The sequence below is a fragment of the Streptomyces sp. NBC_01283 genome (assembly GCF_041435335.1).
Classification (GTDB): domain Bacteria; phylum Actinomycetota; class Actinomycetes; order Streptomycetales; family Streptomycetaceae; genus Streptomyces.
On the sequence record NZ_CP108430.1, the window covers coordinates 1422737 to 1438832 of the forward strand.

The following is a 16096-nucleotide window of genomic DNA, read 5'->3' on the forward strand; positions in this document are numbered from 1 at the left end:
TGATTCAAGCGCCCCGTGAGGGTGTCAATGCACTGCCCTCAGCCGGGACTTGGACATTTGCGCCGTCCTGCGCACACCCATCGGATGAATCCAGGCTCTGTCGACGCCCTGTCGGCGGAGTCCGCAGATCAACAGGGATCAACGGGGATCAACAGGGATCAGCAGAGGTCAGCCCGGCCAGGCGCCCGTCAGTCTGTGTGTGGCGACCGCGCCACCGCGGTCGACGGCCGCCTTGACCACGGCGAAGATCGCACCCTGCAACGTGGCCGCCAGCAGGATCTCGCCCCAGCCGCGGTCCTCGTCGGTGGCGTCGGGTGCGTCCTCGTCATGACCTGCCATCTTCCACACCTGCTTGAACAGCCCGCCCGCGGCCACACCGGCGAGCGCGCCGAGCGCCATCCCGACGGGCTTGTACGCGATCTTCGATGCCTTCACACCGCGCTCCCGTGCTTCCGCTTGCGCCGCACCAGGACGTACGTCACCACCAGCGTCACGCCACCCGCGATGAAGGCCGTGCGACGGTTGCGGACCTGCTCCGGCGCCTTGTCCTGCCACACCTCCGAGGCCTGTTCTGCCACCGCCTTCACCTGCCCGGTGGCGGCGGCGGCCTTGTCCTTGACCTGGTCGGGCACCTTGTCCTGGAGCACGTGGGCGGCCTCGGTGGCCTTCGCCACGGCCTGCCCGCTCAACTCGGCGGCCTTCGTGGCCGTCTGCCCCTTGATCGCGACCGCCTTCTCCTGCGCGCGGGCCTTGACGTCCGCCTTGGCCGCCAGCGCCTCGACCGTCTCTCCCAGGTCCTGACGGGTCTGCTCGACCTTGTCGCGCAGTTCCCCGGCGCCGGGGGTGTTCTTGTCGGAGTGGTTCATCGCTGTGCACTCTCCTTGATCTCTGCGACATCGGCCTTCACGCCGTCGATTGCCTGCTCCGGGATCGGCGGGGCGGCCCGGCCGACTTCCTTCTTGCCGGTCATGGCCAGTACCGCGGCGATCAGACCGAGGACGGTGGTGACGATCAGCCCCGCGGCCCACACCGGAAGCGGCACGGCGAGCGCCGCGATCGCGGTGGCGACAAGGGCCTGCAGGGTGAGGAAGCCGACGAGACCGGCTCCGCCGAACAACCCGCTGCCCTTGCCGTAGCGCCTGGTCTTCTCCTTCATCTCCGCCTGCGCCAGCCGCATCTCGCCGCGTACCAGCTCCGTGAGCTGCTGCGACGCGCGCTGCACGAGCTCGCCCACCGGCTCGCTGTGGGTGGCGGTCTGTCCGGCGCTGTCACGGCCGGTGGTGTGCGGGCCTGTCTGGGCCATCGTCATCAACCTCCTGTCTGTTCAGCGGCCGAGTACCCGAATCTCCGGGATCGGCACATGGTCGCTCGTGCGTCACTCATCCATGCGGCGACGGTCCTGCTCGTCCCACGCACTGGTGTCGCGGGGCGGTACGTAGGGCTCCTCCTCGGGGGGCAGGCCGCCGGCGATGGCACGCTGCCGGGACAGCTCCGCGTCAAACTCCAGGCCGAGCAGGATCGCGATGTTGCTGAGCCACAGCCACACCAGGAAAATGATCACTCCGGCCAGTGCGCCGTAGGTCTTGTTGTAGGAACTGAAGTTCCCCACGTAGAAGGCGAATCCGGCCGAGGCGATCAGCCAGATCACCAGGGCGACCACACTGCCCGGGGTGATCCACCTGAAGCCGCGGCCCTTCACGTTCGGCGTCGCCCAGAACAGCAGCGCGATCATGAAGGTCACCAGCACGACGAGCACGGGCCACTTCGCGATCGCCCACACCGTCAGCGCCGCGTCGCCGAACCCCAGGGCCGCCCCCACGGTGTGGGCTATACCGCCGGTGAACACCACGATGAGCGCACTGATGACCGCCAGGGCCAGGAGCACCACCGTCACGCCCACCCGGATCGGCAGCACCTTCCACACGGGCCGCCCCTCGGGCATGTCGTAGACGGCGTTGGCGGTGCGGATGAAGGCCCCCACGTATCCGGACGACGCCCACACCGCGAGAACGATGCCGACCACCGCCATCAGGGAGCCGACACCGCCCTGGCCCTCCAGCTGCCGCACCGCGTCACTGATGATGTCCCGCGCCGAGCCGGGCGCGAGCTCCTTGAGGTTCTTCAGGAGCCAGTCGATCGCCGACTTCCCGACCACTCCGAGCAGGGAGACAAGCACCAGGATCGTCGGGAAGAGCGACAGCACCCCGTAGTAGGTGAGCGCCGCCGCCCGGTCCGTCAGCTCGTCGTCCTGGAACTCCCGGATGACGCCGGTGAGCACCGCCCGCCAGGACCGCTTGGGCAACTGTGTCGGTTCTTCCGGCGCGCGGTCCACGCTGCCGGTATCCGCTGTTCCGTCCATACACCCCGGAGTAACCCGCAACCGCCGGGCCATGCGCGACCAGGCCCGTCCTCCTTCCGCGGGGTCATGGTTCGCCCTGCGCGCGGCGGCGCAGTTCCGTACGGGCCGCCGCGGTTTTCAGCAGCGGATGGAAGTGCAGCCGCACGGACAGGCGGATCAGGCGTCGACGCAGCGCGGTGCGCCCCGGCTGTTCGGCCAGCCGCCGGTACGTGGCGGTCCACTCCCGTTGCATGCGCACGAGATCGTCGGGGATGGGGTGGCTCATACTTTCGACTAGATCATGTGTTCGATTTTCGAGGCAAACAGGGACACCGAACGGCGACACGGGAACGCCGCGCGCCCCCGGCCGGGATCGGCAGGGGGCGCGCGGCGAAAGCGGAGGGATCAGTCGATACCGGGGAGGATGTGCGGCTCCGCGAGGTCGTCCTCATAGCCGGCGAGGCGGATCGGAGCCGCCTTTGCCCACGAGTCCAGGTTGCTGAGCTTTCGTGGTCTGCCGGCCCGCTCACTGCCGCGTTCCGCCGGTCGCTTTTCCTGCTTCGTCAGATCTGGTGTCACCGCGCACTCCTTTGTGTCGCGTAACGGAAGGACAAGGGCTGTTCGGTCGCGGTGGCGCCGTTGTTCGGGCGGGATCGCGGCCATGGTGGCGAGCCTGTCCCGGGGCGGCCAAGGGGTGCTTGTGGATCCCTGGAGACCGTCCGTTCGCCTCACATTAACCAAATGAGCGCGCCCGCGCTCTATGGGTTCCACCGATGGAGTGGATTTCGGACAGTTGATCCCGGTGTGGGGGTGGCCCGCGGGCCGAAAAATCTCCAACGGTTCGACCCCATGGGCCTTTCCAAGCCTCCATGGGACCGTACGGGGATGACTTCTGCCCAGGCACGGGACGGCGCGGTGGCTCTGGTGACCGGGGCGTCGCGCGGCATCGGGCTCGCCGTCGCGCGGGCCCTCGCGGAGTCCGGACACCGCCTGGTCGTGACCGGCCGCGCACCGGACGCCCTGGACGCGGCGGTGGTCGGGCTGCGCGCGGACGGCGCGGAGGCCGTCGGGTGCGTGGGCGGCGTGGCCGATTCCGGTCAGGCCGAGGAATGCGTGGCTCTCGCGCTGCGGGAGTTCGGGCGGCTCGACGTGCTGGTGAACAACGCCGCGACGAACGCCCCTTACGGCCCGCTCATGGACGTCGACCTCACCCGGTGGCGCGAGGCCTTCACCGTGAACGTCGAGGCCGCGCTGCGCCTGGCGCAGCTCGCCTGGCGGGCCTGGATGGGTGAGCACGGCGGCGCGGTGGTGAACATCTGCACCGAGGGCGCGTCCCATGTGGGCCCGAACGTGGGCGCGTACGGCACCAGCAAATCGGCGCTCCTGCACCTGACCGCCCAACTCGCGGGCGAACTGGCCCCCTTGGTGCGGGTCAACTCCGTGTCCCCCGGCCTCATCCGTACGGAGATGGCCCGCTTCGTGTGGGACGGCGCCGAGAAGGAGCTCGCCGCGAGCCTCCCGCTCGGCCGCATCGGCGAGCCGGAGGACGTGGCGCGGGCCGTGACATGGCTGGTCTCGGACGCGGCCGAATGGGTGACGGGGGCCGATGTCCTGGTGGACGGCGGGACCCGGGTGCGGGCCGCCGCCGGCACGACCGGTCCGTACGCCGTGCACGAGCGGCTGCGGGCCACGACGGGCGAGGTCTGACGCGGCGGCCGGGCGAACACGACGAGCCGCAACACCAGGAACCGGCCGACGCCCGCGAGCCCGGAGGCCCCGAGATACACGGCCTGCTCACACAGGGCACCGGGCTCCGGACGGAGCCGGTGCAGGGCGGCGATGGCCAGGGTCGTCACGGCGTAGGCGGCCGCGGCCGTACCGGCGCTCTGCAGGTGTGTGCGCACGCGGCTCGCGCTCCGCACACCGAAGGTGAACCGGCCGTGCAGCTCCGTGGCGAGCACCGTCGACACCAGGGTGATGAGCGCGTTGGCCATGGCCCACGGTATCCAGGACGCCAGCAGGACGACCGCGCCGCTGGAGGCGACGCCCACCCCGCCCCCGCACAGCACGAACCGCGCGAAGGTGGCCGAGGGGCCCGGGGATGCGGGAAGCCGACGTGCCGCTGTCTGCGTCATGGCGGTAACCATACGGATGTCTATGACGCTTGTATAGGTCGTCTGTATAAGACGCCCGTTTATCGACGGTGGGCGGCCATCGGCCGCCCACGGCCTACCACTTGCCGGGTGCGTAGTCCTTCAGGAAGACGCCGAAGAGGTCCTCGCCCGCCTCGCCCCGCACGACGGGGTCGTAGACCCGGGCCGCGCCGTCGATCAGGTCCAGCGGGGCGTGGAAGCCCTCGTCGGCCAGGCGCAGCTTGTCGTAGTGCGGGCGCTCGTCGGTGATCCAGCCGGTGTCGATCGAGGTCATCAGGATGCCGTCGGTCTGGAACATCTCCTGGGCGCTGGTCCGCGTCACCATGTTCATCGCGGCCTTCGCCGCGTTCGTGTTCGGGTGGCCCGCGCCCTTGTAGCCACGGCCGAAGACGCCCTCCATCGCCGACACGTTGACGACGTAGGAGCGGCCGCTCGCCGCCTTCTTCGCGGCGTCGGCCAGCGCCGGACGCAGCGCGCTGATCAGGATGAACGGCGAGGTGTAGTTGCAGAGCTGGGTCTCAAGGAGCTCCACGGGGGAGATCTGCTCGATCGTCTGCACCCACGTGTTGCTGTCGACGACGTCCGGGACCAGGCCGCCCGCGTCGATGGCGGTGCCGTCGAGGTGCCGGGCGACGCTGGCGTTGCCCGCGACGAGGGCGAGGTCGGCGACCTGCTGCGCCTCCAGGCCGCTGGTGCCGACGGGCAGCGCGGCGAGACCGTCCACGGCGCCGGAGTTGAAGGCGCCGATGACGGAGTGGGCGGGCAGCTCCCCGGCGGGCAGCGGCGCGCTCTCCCCGTCGACCAGGGCGGCGTACGCGGAGGGCAGGCGGCGCACGGTCTGCGTCGCGTTGTTGATCAGGATGTCGAGCGGTCCCGCCGCGGCGAGCCGCTCGGCGAGCTCGACGGACTGGGCCGGGTCGCGCAGGTCGATGCCGACGACCTCAAGACGGTGCAGCCAGTCGGCCGAGTCGTCCATCGCCTTGAAGCGGCGGATGGCGTCCTTGGGGAAGCGCGTCGTGATGGTGGTGTGGGCGCCGTCGCGCAGGAGACGCAGCGCGATGTACATGCCGATCTTGGCCCGGCCGCCGGTGAGCAGTGCGCGCTTGCCGGTGAGGTCGGTGCGGGCGTCGCGCTTGGAGCGGTTCAGGGCGGCGCAGTCCTGGCACAGCTGGTGGTAGAAGTAGTCGACTTCCACGTACCGGGTCTTGCAGGTGTAGCAGGAGCGCGGGCGCTGGAGTATCCCCGCGATCCGGCCCTCCTCGGTCCGTGAGGAGGGCAGCAGACCCTCGGTCTCGTCGTCGATCCGCTCGGCGGAGCCGGTGGCGGTGGACTCGGTGACGGCCTTGTCGTGTGCGGTCTTGGCGGCCCGGCGCTCCTGGCGGCGGCGCTGCTTCACGGTCCGGTAGATCCCGGCCGTGGCCCGGCGCACCGCGATCGCGTCGGGGTGGTCGACGTCGAGCTTGTCCAGCTCGTCGAGCACGCTGAGGCAGACGGCCAGCCGGTCGGGGTCGATGCCGGGGCCGAACGCCTCCGCAGGTTCAGCAGCCTCCGGGCCGCCCTCTGTCACCGTCATCGCCGCTGTCCTCGCGTCACTCATGCCGCGGCTCGTCTGGGTGACCGCGGAAGCTCCAAAGAAGAGAACTTTACGTAGCGACGGGCCCCTCTACCAAACGCGGACGGTTCACGCACGCCTCGACGAGCCCCGCGAGCTCCTCCCGCACGCTCCGCGCCAGAACGTCCAGGTCCGGCACTGCGGCCGCGTCCGCGACCAGACCGAAGTGCACCCGGCCCCGGTACGTCGAGACCGCGACGGCCAGTGCCTGGCCCTGGGCCAGCGGCGCGAAGGGGTACACGGCGGTGAGCGGGCAGCCGCCGAGCCGCAGGCCGAGGCTGGGCAGCGGGACGCTGGTCACGAGGATGTCGAAGAGCAGCCGGGCGGCCTGCGCGACGACGGGACCGCCGATGCGATGGCCGAGCGGCGGCACGTGATCGGCGAGCAGGGCGACCGCACCCGCGCCGCGTCCTGGCCCCGCGTCCTTGTTGCGGTCCATGGCGGCCCGCACCGCCCGCAGCCGCGCGACCGGGTCGGGATCCGCGACGGGCAGCCGGACCAGATACCCGGAGAGCCGGTTGCCCGGAGGCTGTGCCGTGCGCGGCCTGCGCCGGGAGACAGGCACCAGGGCGCGTGGCTCCACCCCCTCGCTGCCGTCGCCCCGCTCGTCCAGCCAGCGGCGCAGGGCTCCCGCGACCACGGCGATGAGTACGTCGTTGACGGTGCCGCCCACGGTCTTGCGCACCCGGTGCACGTCGTCCAGATCGAGCAGCGCCCCCGCAGTACGCCGCGTGCCGGTGGCCTGCGACGTGAGGGCGGCCGATGACCGCACGCCCCAGGTGGCGCGGGCGACGGACGAGCCGATGTCCAGGGCCTGCCCCACGTCGCCGACGGTGTCGCGGACCAGGCCCGGCAACTTGCGCGGGTCCGGCAGCCAGGACCACCGGGAGGGCTCTGGCCCGGCGGGCGCCGGGCGCGCGGCGGGCAGATCGGTGGGGTCCATGACCGCCGCGGCGAGCATCAGGGCGCGCAGCCCGTCCGCGAGGGCGTGGTGGAACTTGAACAGCACGGCGAAGGAGGTGCCGTCGTCGCCCGGCAGCACATGCGCCTCCCACGGGGGCCTGTCGCGGTCCAGGGGGCGCTGCATGAGCGCGCCCGCCGCGGCGTGGAAGTCCCGTGCGGGCGCGGCCAGGCTGACGTGGTCCAGCGGATCGAAGGCGGGCGCGGCGGCGCGGACGGCACCGCCGACCGGCAGCCAGACGGAACGGATCCGCAGCCGCAGTCCCGGCACGGCCGCCGCGCGTGAGGCGAGCAGTTGGGCGGCGCGCCCGGCCGCGTCCGGCGAGTCGGCGTCGAAGACGCCGAGGGCCCCCAGGTGCATGGGGTGTTCCGCGGACTCGATGTTCCAGAAGGCGAGGTCGAGAGGTGCGAGCAGATCTGAGGGCTCAGCGGACAGAGGTATCAACGGGCTGCTCTCGCGTCGAGGGCGATGCGGGGGATGGCACGAAGGTGCAGTCAATCGCCGTTGCACGACTACGGTCAAGTACGATCAAGCTACGCTCAGTTAACAACAGATTAAGGCCCGCCCCTCTGGGAGAGGCGGGCCTTGTGGTGCGCAAGTGGCGTATCGATTACGTCACTTCAGCGACGGACGGGCGATGTCACTTCAGCGCGGGTGGCGCGGCGTCCTCCGACGTGCCCCACTCCGAGGGCTTGTCGCCCACCGTGAAGGACAGTTCGCGGGTGTCACGGATGTCGTCGGTCGTCAGGTACGTCTTGCCGTAGTCGGCGCCGTCCGCGCGGGCCGACTGGATGTACCGCTTGGTGTCCGAGGTGCCCGGCGCCTTCACCGTGAGACGGCCCTTCGGGTAGTAGCGGCGGTCCAGCGAAAGATCGACGCGCTCGAAGACGGGTGTCGACAGACCCCACGTGTCCGTGCCGGGCTGGACGGGGAAGACGCCGATCGAGGACAGCACGTTCCAGGCGGACATGGTGCCGAGGTCGTCGTTCCCGGTCATGCCGGTCGGGGCGTCCGTGAAGAGCGTGAGCGCGGCGTGCACGACATCAGTGGTCTTCCACGGCTGGCCCGTCGACAGATAGGTGTACGGAGCGATGAGGTCGGGCTCGTTCTGCGGGTTGTACTTGTCCGCGTTGTAGTAGTCGTACGGGCCGTTGACCCACACCTCGCGCGCCGTCTTCGCCGGGTCCTTCAGGAGCTGCTCGTACGCGAAGAAGGAGTCGAGGCGGTCGTTGGCGGCCTTCTTGCCGCCGATGAGGCCGACCATGCCGGGCAGGTCCTGCGGGACGAGCCACTGGTACTGCCAGGACGTGCCCTCGTGGAAGCCCTCGCTCTTGGCCGGGTCGGCGGGTCCGGTGAAGGCACCCGCGGCGTCCCGCGCACGGAAGAACCCGGTCGAACCGTCGAAGATCTTCCGGTAGTTCTGCGCACGGTCCGCGTACCGCTCGGCATCGGCCTCGTGCCCCAGGTCACCGGCCATCTGACCGAGCATCGCGTCCGAGAGCGCGTACTCCAGCGTCGCCGAGGCGCCGTGGTCGTAGTCCGAGTCGCCGGGCTTGGCGTGCGGGCGGCCCTTGATGTACGGCGCGAAGCCCTCGCTCAGATACTCCTTGTTGGCCTCACGGCCCACGGGCGCCGAGTCGGCGGGCGGCACGCCGTCCGCGTTCTTCTTCAGCGCGCGGTATGCCTCCTCCTCATGCCCCTTCAGCAGACCCTGCTGGTAGGCGTTGGTGAGGAAGGGGGTGACCGGGTCGCCGGTCATGATGTTCGTCTCGACCGTGCCGTAGCCCCACTTGGGCAGCCAGCCGCTCTCCTCGTCGATCTTCAGGACGGAGAGCGCCATGTCACGGGACTCGTGCGGCGCGAGCAGGGCGAGGAGCTGCGCCTGGGTGCGGTAGGTGTCCCAGAGGGACCAGTTCTGGTAGTACGTGAACCCCCCGTCATCAGCAGCGCGGTGGGTCTTCTGGTCCCAGCCCGTGTACCGGCCGTCGACGTCGCTGCCGATGTTCGGCGCGAGGAACGAACGGTAGAGGGACGAGTAGAAGGTGCGGCGCACGGTCTCGCTGCCGCCCTGCGCCTGCACGTCGTCGAGCCGGTCCTCCCATGCCCGCCGGGCCGCCTTCTCCACACGGTCGTACGAACGCCCTCCCTCCGCACGGAGGTTGAGCGCGGCGCCCTTGGCATCGACGTACGAGAGAGCGGTGGTCGCCTCGACGGTGCGGTCCTTGGAGGTGTCGAAACGGACGTAGGCGCCGTTGCGCTCCTCACCCGCCGACGACTTCTTGGAGCCCGCGGTGACGGTGTCGCCCTTCCAGGTGCCCGACGTGGTGAAGGGCCGGTCGAAGCGGGTGATCGTGTAGACCGTGTACGGCTTGGTGTCCTGGCAGAAGCCGCTGCCGGTGATCGCCGTGCGGACCGTACGGCTGTCGAGGATCTCGACCTTGGTGCTGCCGGTCTTGTGCAGCGACTGGCCCGCGTTGAGCAGGACGTTGGCCTTGTCGGTGGCGGGGAAGGTGTAGCGCTGCACGCCGGTGCGCTCGGTGGCGGTCAGCTCGGCGTTGATCCCGGACTTCAGGCCTACCTGGTACGCACCGGGGCTCGCCTTCTCGTCGTCGTGACTGAACTCCGCCGCGTACTTCGCGTAGTCCGTCTCCTTGACGTCACCCGTGGTGGGAAGCACCGGCAGATCGCCGCCCAACCCGCAGCCCACGCCCGAGAGATGGACGGTGGAGAAGCCGCGGATGTGGGTGTCGGAGTGGTCGTAGCCGGTGTTGTGCCCGGTGTCGGGCGAGAACTGGACCATGCCGAAGGGCACGGCCGCTCCGGGGTAGGTGTTGCCCTCGTTCTCGGTGCCGATGAACGGGTTGACCAGATCGGTCAGTTGACCGCCCGCCGCCGGGGCGGCCTGGGCCGCCGGAATGGCGAGGGCTCCCCCGAGGAGCGTGGCCGCGGCCACCGCCACCCCCGTACCGCGTAGCCGTTGGGTCCATCTCATGGGTGGGAACGCCTCCTTGGACAACGTTGTCACAGCGCGGAACGCGATCATTCTTCGGTGGTCGCGTCGCAGGCGTCAAGAGGCGGGAGGCCTCCGGCTGCCCGGCGACGCGACCGTCACGGCACGTCTTGTCCCATCCCGTCAGCCGGTGTGCAGCCACACCCTCAGCGGTCCGACCGGCGTGAACCCCTGGCTCATCGCCACATCGAGGCTCTCCCCGCTCTCGTATCCGACGACGGGCAGGTCGGGCCAGCGGCGGGCGGCCTCTGCCAGGCAGCCTGCCCACGCGGCTGCCTCGCCGCCCGGCGCGTCATCCGTGGCGAAGAGGTTGGAGATGCCGAGCACCGCATCGCCGGGGCTCGCGATCGCACCCGCGACGATCCGCCCTGCCGCATGGCCGGCCAGGAAGGTCGTGGTCTCGCCGTCGGCAAGGAGCTCCGGACGGAAAAGGCCGGTGGGCTCGTCGCCGCCGCCCCACGCCGTCTCCCACGCGGGCAGGGAATCCGCGCTGCCGAGCGGCTCCCAACGGACCTCGGAGGATCCGCCCCCGGGGGCCTCGCCCGCCGGGCGGTGGATCCACTGGGCCTCGAAGAGCACCTCGAAGCCCCACGGCTCCAGATCGAGGTCGGCGAAGCTGTCCTTGACCGAGCAGCCCGGTGACGCGGTGTCGATCCGGGAGACCACGTCACGTGCATCGGCACCGGCGGTCAGGGTCGCGGCGTCCGGATACAGCGGCGGCGTCCGCCGCGCGCTGCTCCACACCCCGGCGCCGAACTCCCCCGGCAGCCCGTGCGCGCGGCAGACCGCGTCGCACCATTCGGCGTTGTTGCGGGCCGCGGCGCGCACCCATCCGCTGTTCTCGTCATTCATGATCACGGGCTGATGGTGCACGGAAAGCCGGCCCGCGTCCACGGGTTAAGCGCTCCGGCCCGCCGACCGGGCCGGAGCGCCACCGCACCCGGGTCAGGAACCCGGGCACCCCGCCGGGTCGGGCCGCGACGCGTCGCCGATCAAGGCCTCATGTGCTGCCTTGAGCCGCTTCACGTCGGGCTTGACGACCCTGCGGTCGTAGGTCATCAGACCGTTCAACTCGCCCTCCACATCCGAGATCTGGGTGTAGACGGCGCCGTTGCCCCCCTTGCAGGCGAGGGCGCGCACCTCGTCGAGCTTGGTGAGGTAGTCGTCCGTGTACGTCGCCGGGTCCACGTCGACGTAACTCTGCTGGACGGACCAGGCGTGGCCGGGCACGGCGAGTCCGAGACCGCCGTACTCGCCGTTGATCTGCGCCCGTACGCCATCGGGCCTGGGCGGCAGGGCCGGGCTCGGGTAGCCGTGCTCGTCCATGATGTCGCCCGTGCCGCCGTCGCGCCCGAGGTTGAGGCCCGACATGCCGTTGACCAGGCGGGTCGGGTCCCAGGCCTTGGCCTGGGTGGCGATGCGGCCCTCGTCGTACTGGCCCCAGCCCTCGTTGAAGGTGACCCACATGACGATCGACGGGTGGTTCGCGTGCTCGTCGATCATCTGCTTCATCTCGGACTCGTACTGGGTGCGGGCCGCCGTGCTCGGGCTACGGCCCGCGTCCATCGCCGGCATGTCCTGCCAGACCATCAGGCCCAGCTTGTCCGCCCAGTAGAACCAGCGGTCCGGCTCGACCTTGATGTGCTTGCGGACCGAGTTGAAGCCCATCTCCTTGTGCATCTTGAGGTCGTACGCGAGCGCCTCGTCGGTCGGCGCCGTGTGCAGGCCGTCGGGCCAGAAGCCCTGGTCGAGCGTGGCCATCAGGAAGGTGGGCTTGCCGTTGAGCATGGTGCGCGGGGTGCCGTTGACCTTCTCCACCGCGAGGGAGCGCATCCCGAAGTAGCTCTTCACGCTGTCGCGGCCTACGGTCACCTTCAGGTCGTAGAGGAAGGGGTCGTCGGGCGACCAGAGGTGCGGCTTGGCGATCTTCAGCTTGAGCGGTGTGCCCGTGCGTCCGCTCGCCTCGGCGACCTTCTTCCTGCCCTCGTACGCGACCGCCTTGACCGGCACTCCGTCGCGGACGCCCTTGGGCTCGACGGTGACCTGCTTGGTGGCCACGTCGGGCGTGATCTTGAGCGAGTCGGCGTGGTCGGTGGCCACCGGCTCCATCCACACCGTCTGCCAGATGCCGGAGGACGGGGTGTACCAGATGCCGCTGGGGTCCAGGCGCTGCTTGCCGACGGGCGGGTTCTCGCCGCCCTTGGCGTCGGTCGGGTCATAGACGCCGACGATCAGTTCCTGGGTCTTGCCGGGCTTGAGGGCATCCGTGATGTCGGCGCTGAACTTGTCGTAGCCGCCCTTGTGTTCGGCGACCTTCCTGCCGTTCACGTAGACCTCGGACTGCCAGTCGACCGCGCCGAAGTTGAGCTTGAGGCGCTTGCCGTCGCCGACCTTCCAGCCCTGGGGGACGGTGAAGGTCCTGCGGTACCACATGCGGTCCTCGTGCCGTTCCAGGCCGGAGAGCTGGGACTCCACCGGGTAGGGGACGAGGATCTTCTCGGCGAGGTTCTTGCCGACCGGCGGCTTCTCGCCCTCCTTGGCCGATGCGAACTGCCAGGAGCCGTTGAGGTTGCGCCAGGAGTCACGCGTGAGCTGGGGGCGGGGGTACTCGGGGAGCACGTTGCCCGGCTTCACGTCGTCGGCGAACTTGGTGCGCAGCTGGTGCTCGGAGTGGTTGGGGCCGCTGCTCCAGAAGGCGGCGACCGCCTTGCCGTCGTCGCCGGCCAGGCCGCCCTTGCCGTCGTAGCGGAGGTCGGCGGTGCCCTTCGCGGTGCCGGTCTTGTTGCCGACCACGGGCTCCTTGAGGCCCACGAGGAGGGCGCGGGAGTCCTTGGGGTCGGCCTCGACGGTGCTGATCGGCCACTTCGCACCACCGATGACGGCTTCGATGTGGTCCGCGAGACCGTTCGGGGGCGCGCTGAGCTTCTGGGCGAAGTCCAGCTTCAGGGTGCGGCCGTCCTTGAGGACGGTGGCGGCGGTGGCTCCGTCGTAGTCGAAGCCGTCAGGAAGGCGGAAGGCCGACTGCGGGACGGCTTCCTTGCTGCCGCCGGGCTCGGTCCAGCGCAGGTGGAGGTTGGAGCCGCCGTAGTGCTCGAAGTACTCGACCTTGATGTCGTAGGCCTTGCCGGCCGTCAACTCGACGGGCTGCGCGGTCTGTTCCTTGTCCCAGTCGTCGACCCAGTGGTCGATGGCGAGCTTGCCGTCGACCCACAGGCGGAAGCCGTTGTCGCCGATCATGGAGAAGGTGTGGGATCCGGTCTTCTCCGGGACGACCTTGCCGGTCCAGCGGACGGTGGCGTCATCCGCCTTGCCGGTGGCGAAGGCCAGGCGGGGGTCGAGGTTGTCGAAGTCGATCTTCTGGTCGAAGCCGGTGGCCTTGAGCTCGTGGAAGTCGAAGGCACCGGGGGCGGACTGGGTGTAGTACTCGCCCTTCAGGCCGTGGACGTCGGGGGTTTCGTCGGCGGCCGTCGCGGCCGGGACGGCGGTCAGGCCGGCGCAGGCGAGTGCGACGGTGAGCAGCAGTACCAGCCGCTGCCTGACTCGTCTGGGTCTCATGGGGCGCACAGATCCTCCTTGCTCGAAGCGGTGCTCCGAAGGCCGGGGAAGGGGGTGGCGGGTCGCCGCCGCAGTCTGTACAACGAATCTGTACAACGTTGGAAGGAACGGCAGTTGGCATGACAGCACGCTCTCCGGCGCGCTGTCCAGGGTCACGACAATCACCCCAGGACAGGGGTGCACCTCGACGCAGGGAGCTGCACGTGCGGGTTAGCCTCAAGGACGTCGCGGAGCGCGCGGGCGTCTCGATCAAGACCGTTTCGAACGTGGTGAACAAGTACCAGCACGTCACCCCGGCGATGCGGGCCCGCGTCCAGGAGGCCATCGACGAGCTGGGCTACCGGCCGAACTTGACGGCCCGTCACCTGCGCAAGGGCCGTACGGGGATCATCGCGCTGGCCGTTCCGGAGTTGGGAAACCCCTACTTCGCCGAGCTCGCGGGCGCGGTCATCGACGCGGCGGCCGAGCACGACTTCACGGTCCTGCTCGACCACACCAGGGGCGACCGTGAGCAGGAGGTCCTGGTCAGTCAGGGCTTCCGCGCCCGGGTCATCGACGGACTCATCCTGAGCCCGCTGGAGCTGGAGGCGGCCGACCTCCTCGGCCGCGAGGACGACGTGCCGCTGGTGCTGCTCGGCGAGCGCCAGTACGACCTGCCCTACGACCACATCGCGATCGACAACGTGGCGGCGGCCCGCACGGCGGTACGCCACCTCATCAGCCGTGGCCGCACCCGCATCGCGTATCTCGGCGCCCGCACGGACTCCGCGAACCGCCCCGCGAACCTGCGACTCCAGGGCTGGCGGGAGGAGTTGACCCAGGCGGGGATCGCCGCGCCGGACAATCTGGTCGGCCCGGTCGGCGGCTGGAACCGCTGGGACGGGGCGAAGGCGATGGCACGGATGCTCGACGCGGGAGTGCGGCCCGACGCGGTGTTCGCCTACAACGACCTGGTGGCGATCGGCGCCATGCGCGTGCTGCACGAGCGGGGTCTGCGCGTGCCGTGGGACGTGGCGGTGGTCGGCTTCGACGACATCGCCGAGGGGCAGTTCGGGGCGGTCACGCTGACCACGGTGTCGCCGGACAAGCAGGCCATCGCCCGGCTCGCGGTGGCCTCGCTGCTGCGCAGCCTGGAGGGCTCGGCAGAGCCCGAAGGGCGTGAACTGGCCGCGGAGTTCCGCCTGGTGGAGCGCGAAAGCACGCTCGGCCGACGCTGAGCGGTCGCGTCGGCAGCCGGGACCTGCGTTTGCGCGGAGGGTTTACAGCCCCCTTTCAACGATGTAAAAAGCTCCCCGTACCGCCGAGTTGACCGCAAGTGCCATCCTCCCGTGAGCGCTCTCAGCGCCGGGGCCGTGCCGTTTTGGGGACTCCATGAAGCCGACCACACGCCTTAGCCGTACCTCAGCCAGGACCCTCCTCGCCGCCGGTCTCGTCGCGAGCCTCGCGCTCGCCACCGGATGTGCCAAGTCCGAGGACGGCGACAAGAGCTCCGTGTCACAGGACAAGGGCGATTCGGGCCAGGTCGTCTCGGAGCCGAGCGAGGGCAGCGGACCGGCCTGCGCGATCGACGCCTACGGCGGCAAGAAGCTCGACCTCAAGACCGCCACCGTCGGCTTCTCCCAGTCCGAGAAGGAGGCCAACCCCTTCCGCATCGCGGAGACGGCGTCCATCAAGGCCGAGGCGAAGAAGCGCGGCGTCAAACTGCTCACCGCCAACGCCCAGTCGCAGTTCTCCAAGCAGATCAGCGACGTCCAGGACCTCATCGCCAAGGGCGCCGACCTGCTTGTCATCGCACCGCTGAACTCCGACGGCTGGGAGCCGGTGCTGCGCGCGGCCTCCGCCAAGCACATCCCGATCATCACCATCGACCGCAAGATCAACGCCAAGGCATGCAAGGACTACGTCAGCTTCATCGGCTCCGACTTCGTCGAGCAGGGCAAGCGCGCGGCCGACCAGATGATCAAGTCGACGGGCGGCAAGGGCGACGTCGCGATCCTGCTGGGCGCCGCGGGCAACAACGTCACCACCGAACGCACCAAGGGCTTCCAGGACCGCATCAAGGAGAAGGCCCCCGACCTGAAGGTCGTCTTCAAGCAGACGGGCGAGTTCGCCCGCGAGAAGGGCCAGCAGGTCACCGAGCAGCTCATCCAGTCCAAGCCCGGCATCAACGGCATCTACGCCGAGAACGACGAGATGGGCCTCGGTGCCGTCAACGCCCTCAAGGGCGCGGGCAAGAAGGCCGGCGACGTGAAGATCGTGACGGTCGACGGGACCCGCAACGCCGTGCAGGGCATCGTCGACGGCTGGATCGACGGCGTCATCGAGTCGAACCCGCGCTTCGGCCCGCTCGCCTTCCAGACCCTGGACACCTTCACCAAGGGCACGAAGGTCTCGCAGGACATCGTCATCAAGGACAGCGCGTACACGAAGGGCAACGCCAAGGCGGACCTCGGCAAGGCGTACTGAG

General features: G+C 69.9%; 14 protein-coding genes. 3 read left to right on the plus strand and 11 right to left on the minus strand.

The genetic code is table 11. The annotated features are described in order from the left end of the window. Window positions 1–168 precede the first annotated feature (168 nt). The 6 genes from OG302_RS06725 to OG302_RS06750 all read right to left on the minus strand — a co-directional run bounded on the left by OG302_RS06725 (window position 169) and on the right by OG302_RS06750 (window position 2917). Window positions 169–435, minus strand: coding sequence for a DUF4235 domain-containing protein (locus OG302_RS06725; protein WP_371525893.1), 267 nt, complete (start codon window positions 433–435; stop codon window positions 169–171). Beyond that, window positions 432–866 carry a DUF3618 domain-containing protein gene (locus OG302_RS06730; protein WP_371525894.1) on the minus strand — a complete coding sequence of 145 codons (435 nt, stop codon included), beginning with the start codon at window positions 864–866 and terminating at the stop codon, window positions 432–434. Before OG302_RS06730 ends, OG302_RS06725 begins: the two co-directional genes overlap by 4 nt. Continuing rightward, complete coding sequence (locus tag OG302_RS06735; protein ID WP_371525895.1) at window positions 863–1303, minus strand: phage holin family protein; 441 nt, start codon at window positions 1301–1303, stop codon at window positions 863–865. The genes OG302_RS06730 and OG302_RS06735 overlap by 4 nt, the downstream gene beginning before the upstream one ends. Window positions 1304–1375: 72 nt before the next feature. Further along, window positions 1376–2359 (minus strand): YihY/virulence factor BrkB family protein, encoded by a 984-nt coding sequence (locus tag OG302_RS06740; RefSeq protein WP_371525896.1) that lies wholly within the window; start codon window positions 2357–2359, stop codon window positions 1376–1378. A 64-nt stretch (window positions 2360–2423) separates the two neighbouring features. Beyond that, window positions 2424–2624, minus strand: coding sequence for a hypothetical protein (locus tag OG302_RS06745; RefSeq protein WP_371525897.1), 201 nt, complete (start codon window positions 2622–2624; stop codon window positions 2424–2426). 119 nt (window positions 2625–2743) lie between these two features. After that, on the minus strand, window positions 2744–2917 hold the full coding sequence (locus OG302_RS06750; RefSeq protein ID WP_361831645.1) for a hypothetical protein: 174 nt from the start codon (window positions 2915–2917) through the stop codon (window positions 2744–2746). A 306-nt stretch (window positions 2918–3223) separates the two neighbouring features. Between OG302_RS06750 and OG302_RS06755 the strand changes: the two genes are divergently transcribed. Further along, window positions 3224–4045 (plus strand): SDR family oxidoreductase, encoded by an 822-nt coding sequence (locus tag OG302_RS06755; protein WP_371525898.1) that lies wholly within the window; start codon window positions 3224–3226, stop codon window positions 4043–4045. A gap of 522 nt (window positions 4046–4567) precedes the next feature. On the opposite strand, the gene OG302_RS06760 is transcribed toward OG302_RS06755, so the two are convergent. The 5 genes from OG302_RS06760 to OG302_RS06780 all read right to left on the minus strand — a co-directional run bounded on the left by OG302_RS06760 (window position 4568) and on the right by OG302_RS06780 (window position 13629). Further along, entirely contained in the window at window positions 4568–6064 is a 1497-nt protein-coding gene (locus tag OG302_RS06760) for an SDR family NAD(P)-dependent oxidoreductase (protein WP_371525899.1), read from the minus strand. Window positions 6065–6134: 70 nt separating this feature from the next. Next, window positions 6135–7499 (minus strand): wax ester/triacylglycerol synthase family O-acyltransferase, encoded by a 1365-nt coding sequence (locus tag OG302_RS06765; RefSeq protein ID WP_371750033.1) that lies wholly within the window; start codon window positions 7497–7499, stop codon window positions 6135–6137. 205 nt (window positions 7500–7704) lie between these two features. Next, the gene (locus OG302_RS06770) at window positions 7705–10056 is read right to left on the minus strand and encodes a GH92 family glycosyl hydrolase (protein ID WP_371525900.1); all 2352 of its coding nucleotides are present in this window, start codon (window positions 10054–10056) and stop codon (window positions 7705–7707) included. A 141-nt stretch (window positions 10057–10197) separates the two neighbouring features. Beyond that, window positions 10198–10926, minus strand: a complete 729-nt coding sequence (locus OG302_RS06775; protein WP_371750034.1) for a hypothetical protein — start codon at window positions 10924–10926, stop codon at window positions 10198–10200. Window positions 10927–11019: 93 nt separating this feature from the next. Then, window positions 11020–13629 (minus strand): PA14 domain-containing protein, encoded by a 2610-nt coding sequence (locus tag OG302_RS06780; RefSeq protein WP_371525901.1) that lies wholly within the window; start codon window positions 13627–13629, stop codon window positions 11020–11022. A 203-nt stretch (window positions 13630–13832) separates the two neighbouring features. Between OG302_RS06780 and OG302_RS06785 the strand changes: the two genes are divergently transcribed. Both OG302_RS06785 and OG302_RS06790 read left to right on the plus strand, forming a co-directional pair. After that, the gene (locus OG302_RS06785) at window positions 13833–14846 is read left to right on the plus strand and encodes a LacI family DNA-binding transcriptional regulator (protein ID WP_371525902.1); all 1014 of its coding nucleotides are present in this window, start codon (window positions 13833–13835) and stop codon (window positions 14844–14846) included. Between the two features lie 154 nt (window positions 14847–15000). Beyond that, window positions 15001–16095, plus strand: coding sequence for an ABC transporter substrate-binding protein (locus OG302_RS06790; RefSeq protein ID WP_371525903.1), 1095 nt, complete (start codon window positions 15001–15003; stop codon window positions 16093–16095). Window position 16096: the final 1 nt, after the last annotated feature.

Excerpts from the sequence above, each read along its gene's own strand:
- OG302_RS06745 (WP_371525897.1), bottom strand. The coding sequence starts at position 2,624 with ATGAGCCACCCCATCCCCGACGATCTCGTGCGCATGCAACGGGAGTGG.
- OG302_RS06755 (WP_371525898.1), top strand. The coding sequence starts at position 3,224 with ATGACTTCTGCCCAGGCACGGGACGGCGCGGTGGCTCTGGTGACCGGG.
- OG302_RS06730 (WP_371525894.1), bottom strand. The coding sequence starts at position 866 with ATGAACCACTCCGACAAGAACACCCCCGGCGCCGGGGAACTGCGCGAC.
- OG302_RS06735 (WP_371525895.1), bottom strand. The coding sequence starts at position 1,303 with ATGGCCCAGACAGGCCCGCACACCACCGGCCGTGACAGCGCCGGACAG.
- OG302_RS06760 (WP_371525899.1), bottom strand. The coding sequence starts at position 6,064 with ATGACGGTGACAGAGGGCGGCCCGGAGGCTGCTGAACCTGCGGAGGCG.
- OG302_RS06780 (WP_371525901.1), bottom strand. The coding sequence starts at position 13,629 with ATGAGACCCAGACGAGTCAGGCAGCGGCTGGTACTGCTGCTCACCGTC.
- OG302_RS06775 (WP_371750034.1), bottom strand. The coding sequence starts at position 10,926 with ATGAATGACGAGAACAGCGGATGGGTGCGCGCCGCGGCCCGCAACAAC.
- OG302_RS06790 (WP_371525903.1), top strand. The coding sequence starts at position 15,001 with ATGAAGCCGACCACACGCCTTAGCCGTACCTCAGCCAGGACCCTCCTC.
- OG302_RS06740 (WP_371525896.1), bottom strand. The coding sequence starts at position 2,359 with ATGGACGGAACAGCGGATACCGGCAGCGTGGACCGCGCGCCGGAAGAA.
- OG302_RS06770 (WP_371525900.1), bottom strand. The coding sequence starts at position 10,056 with ATGAGATGGACCCAACGGCTACGCGGTACGGGGGTGGCGGTGGCCGCG.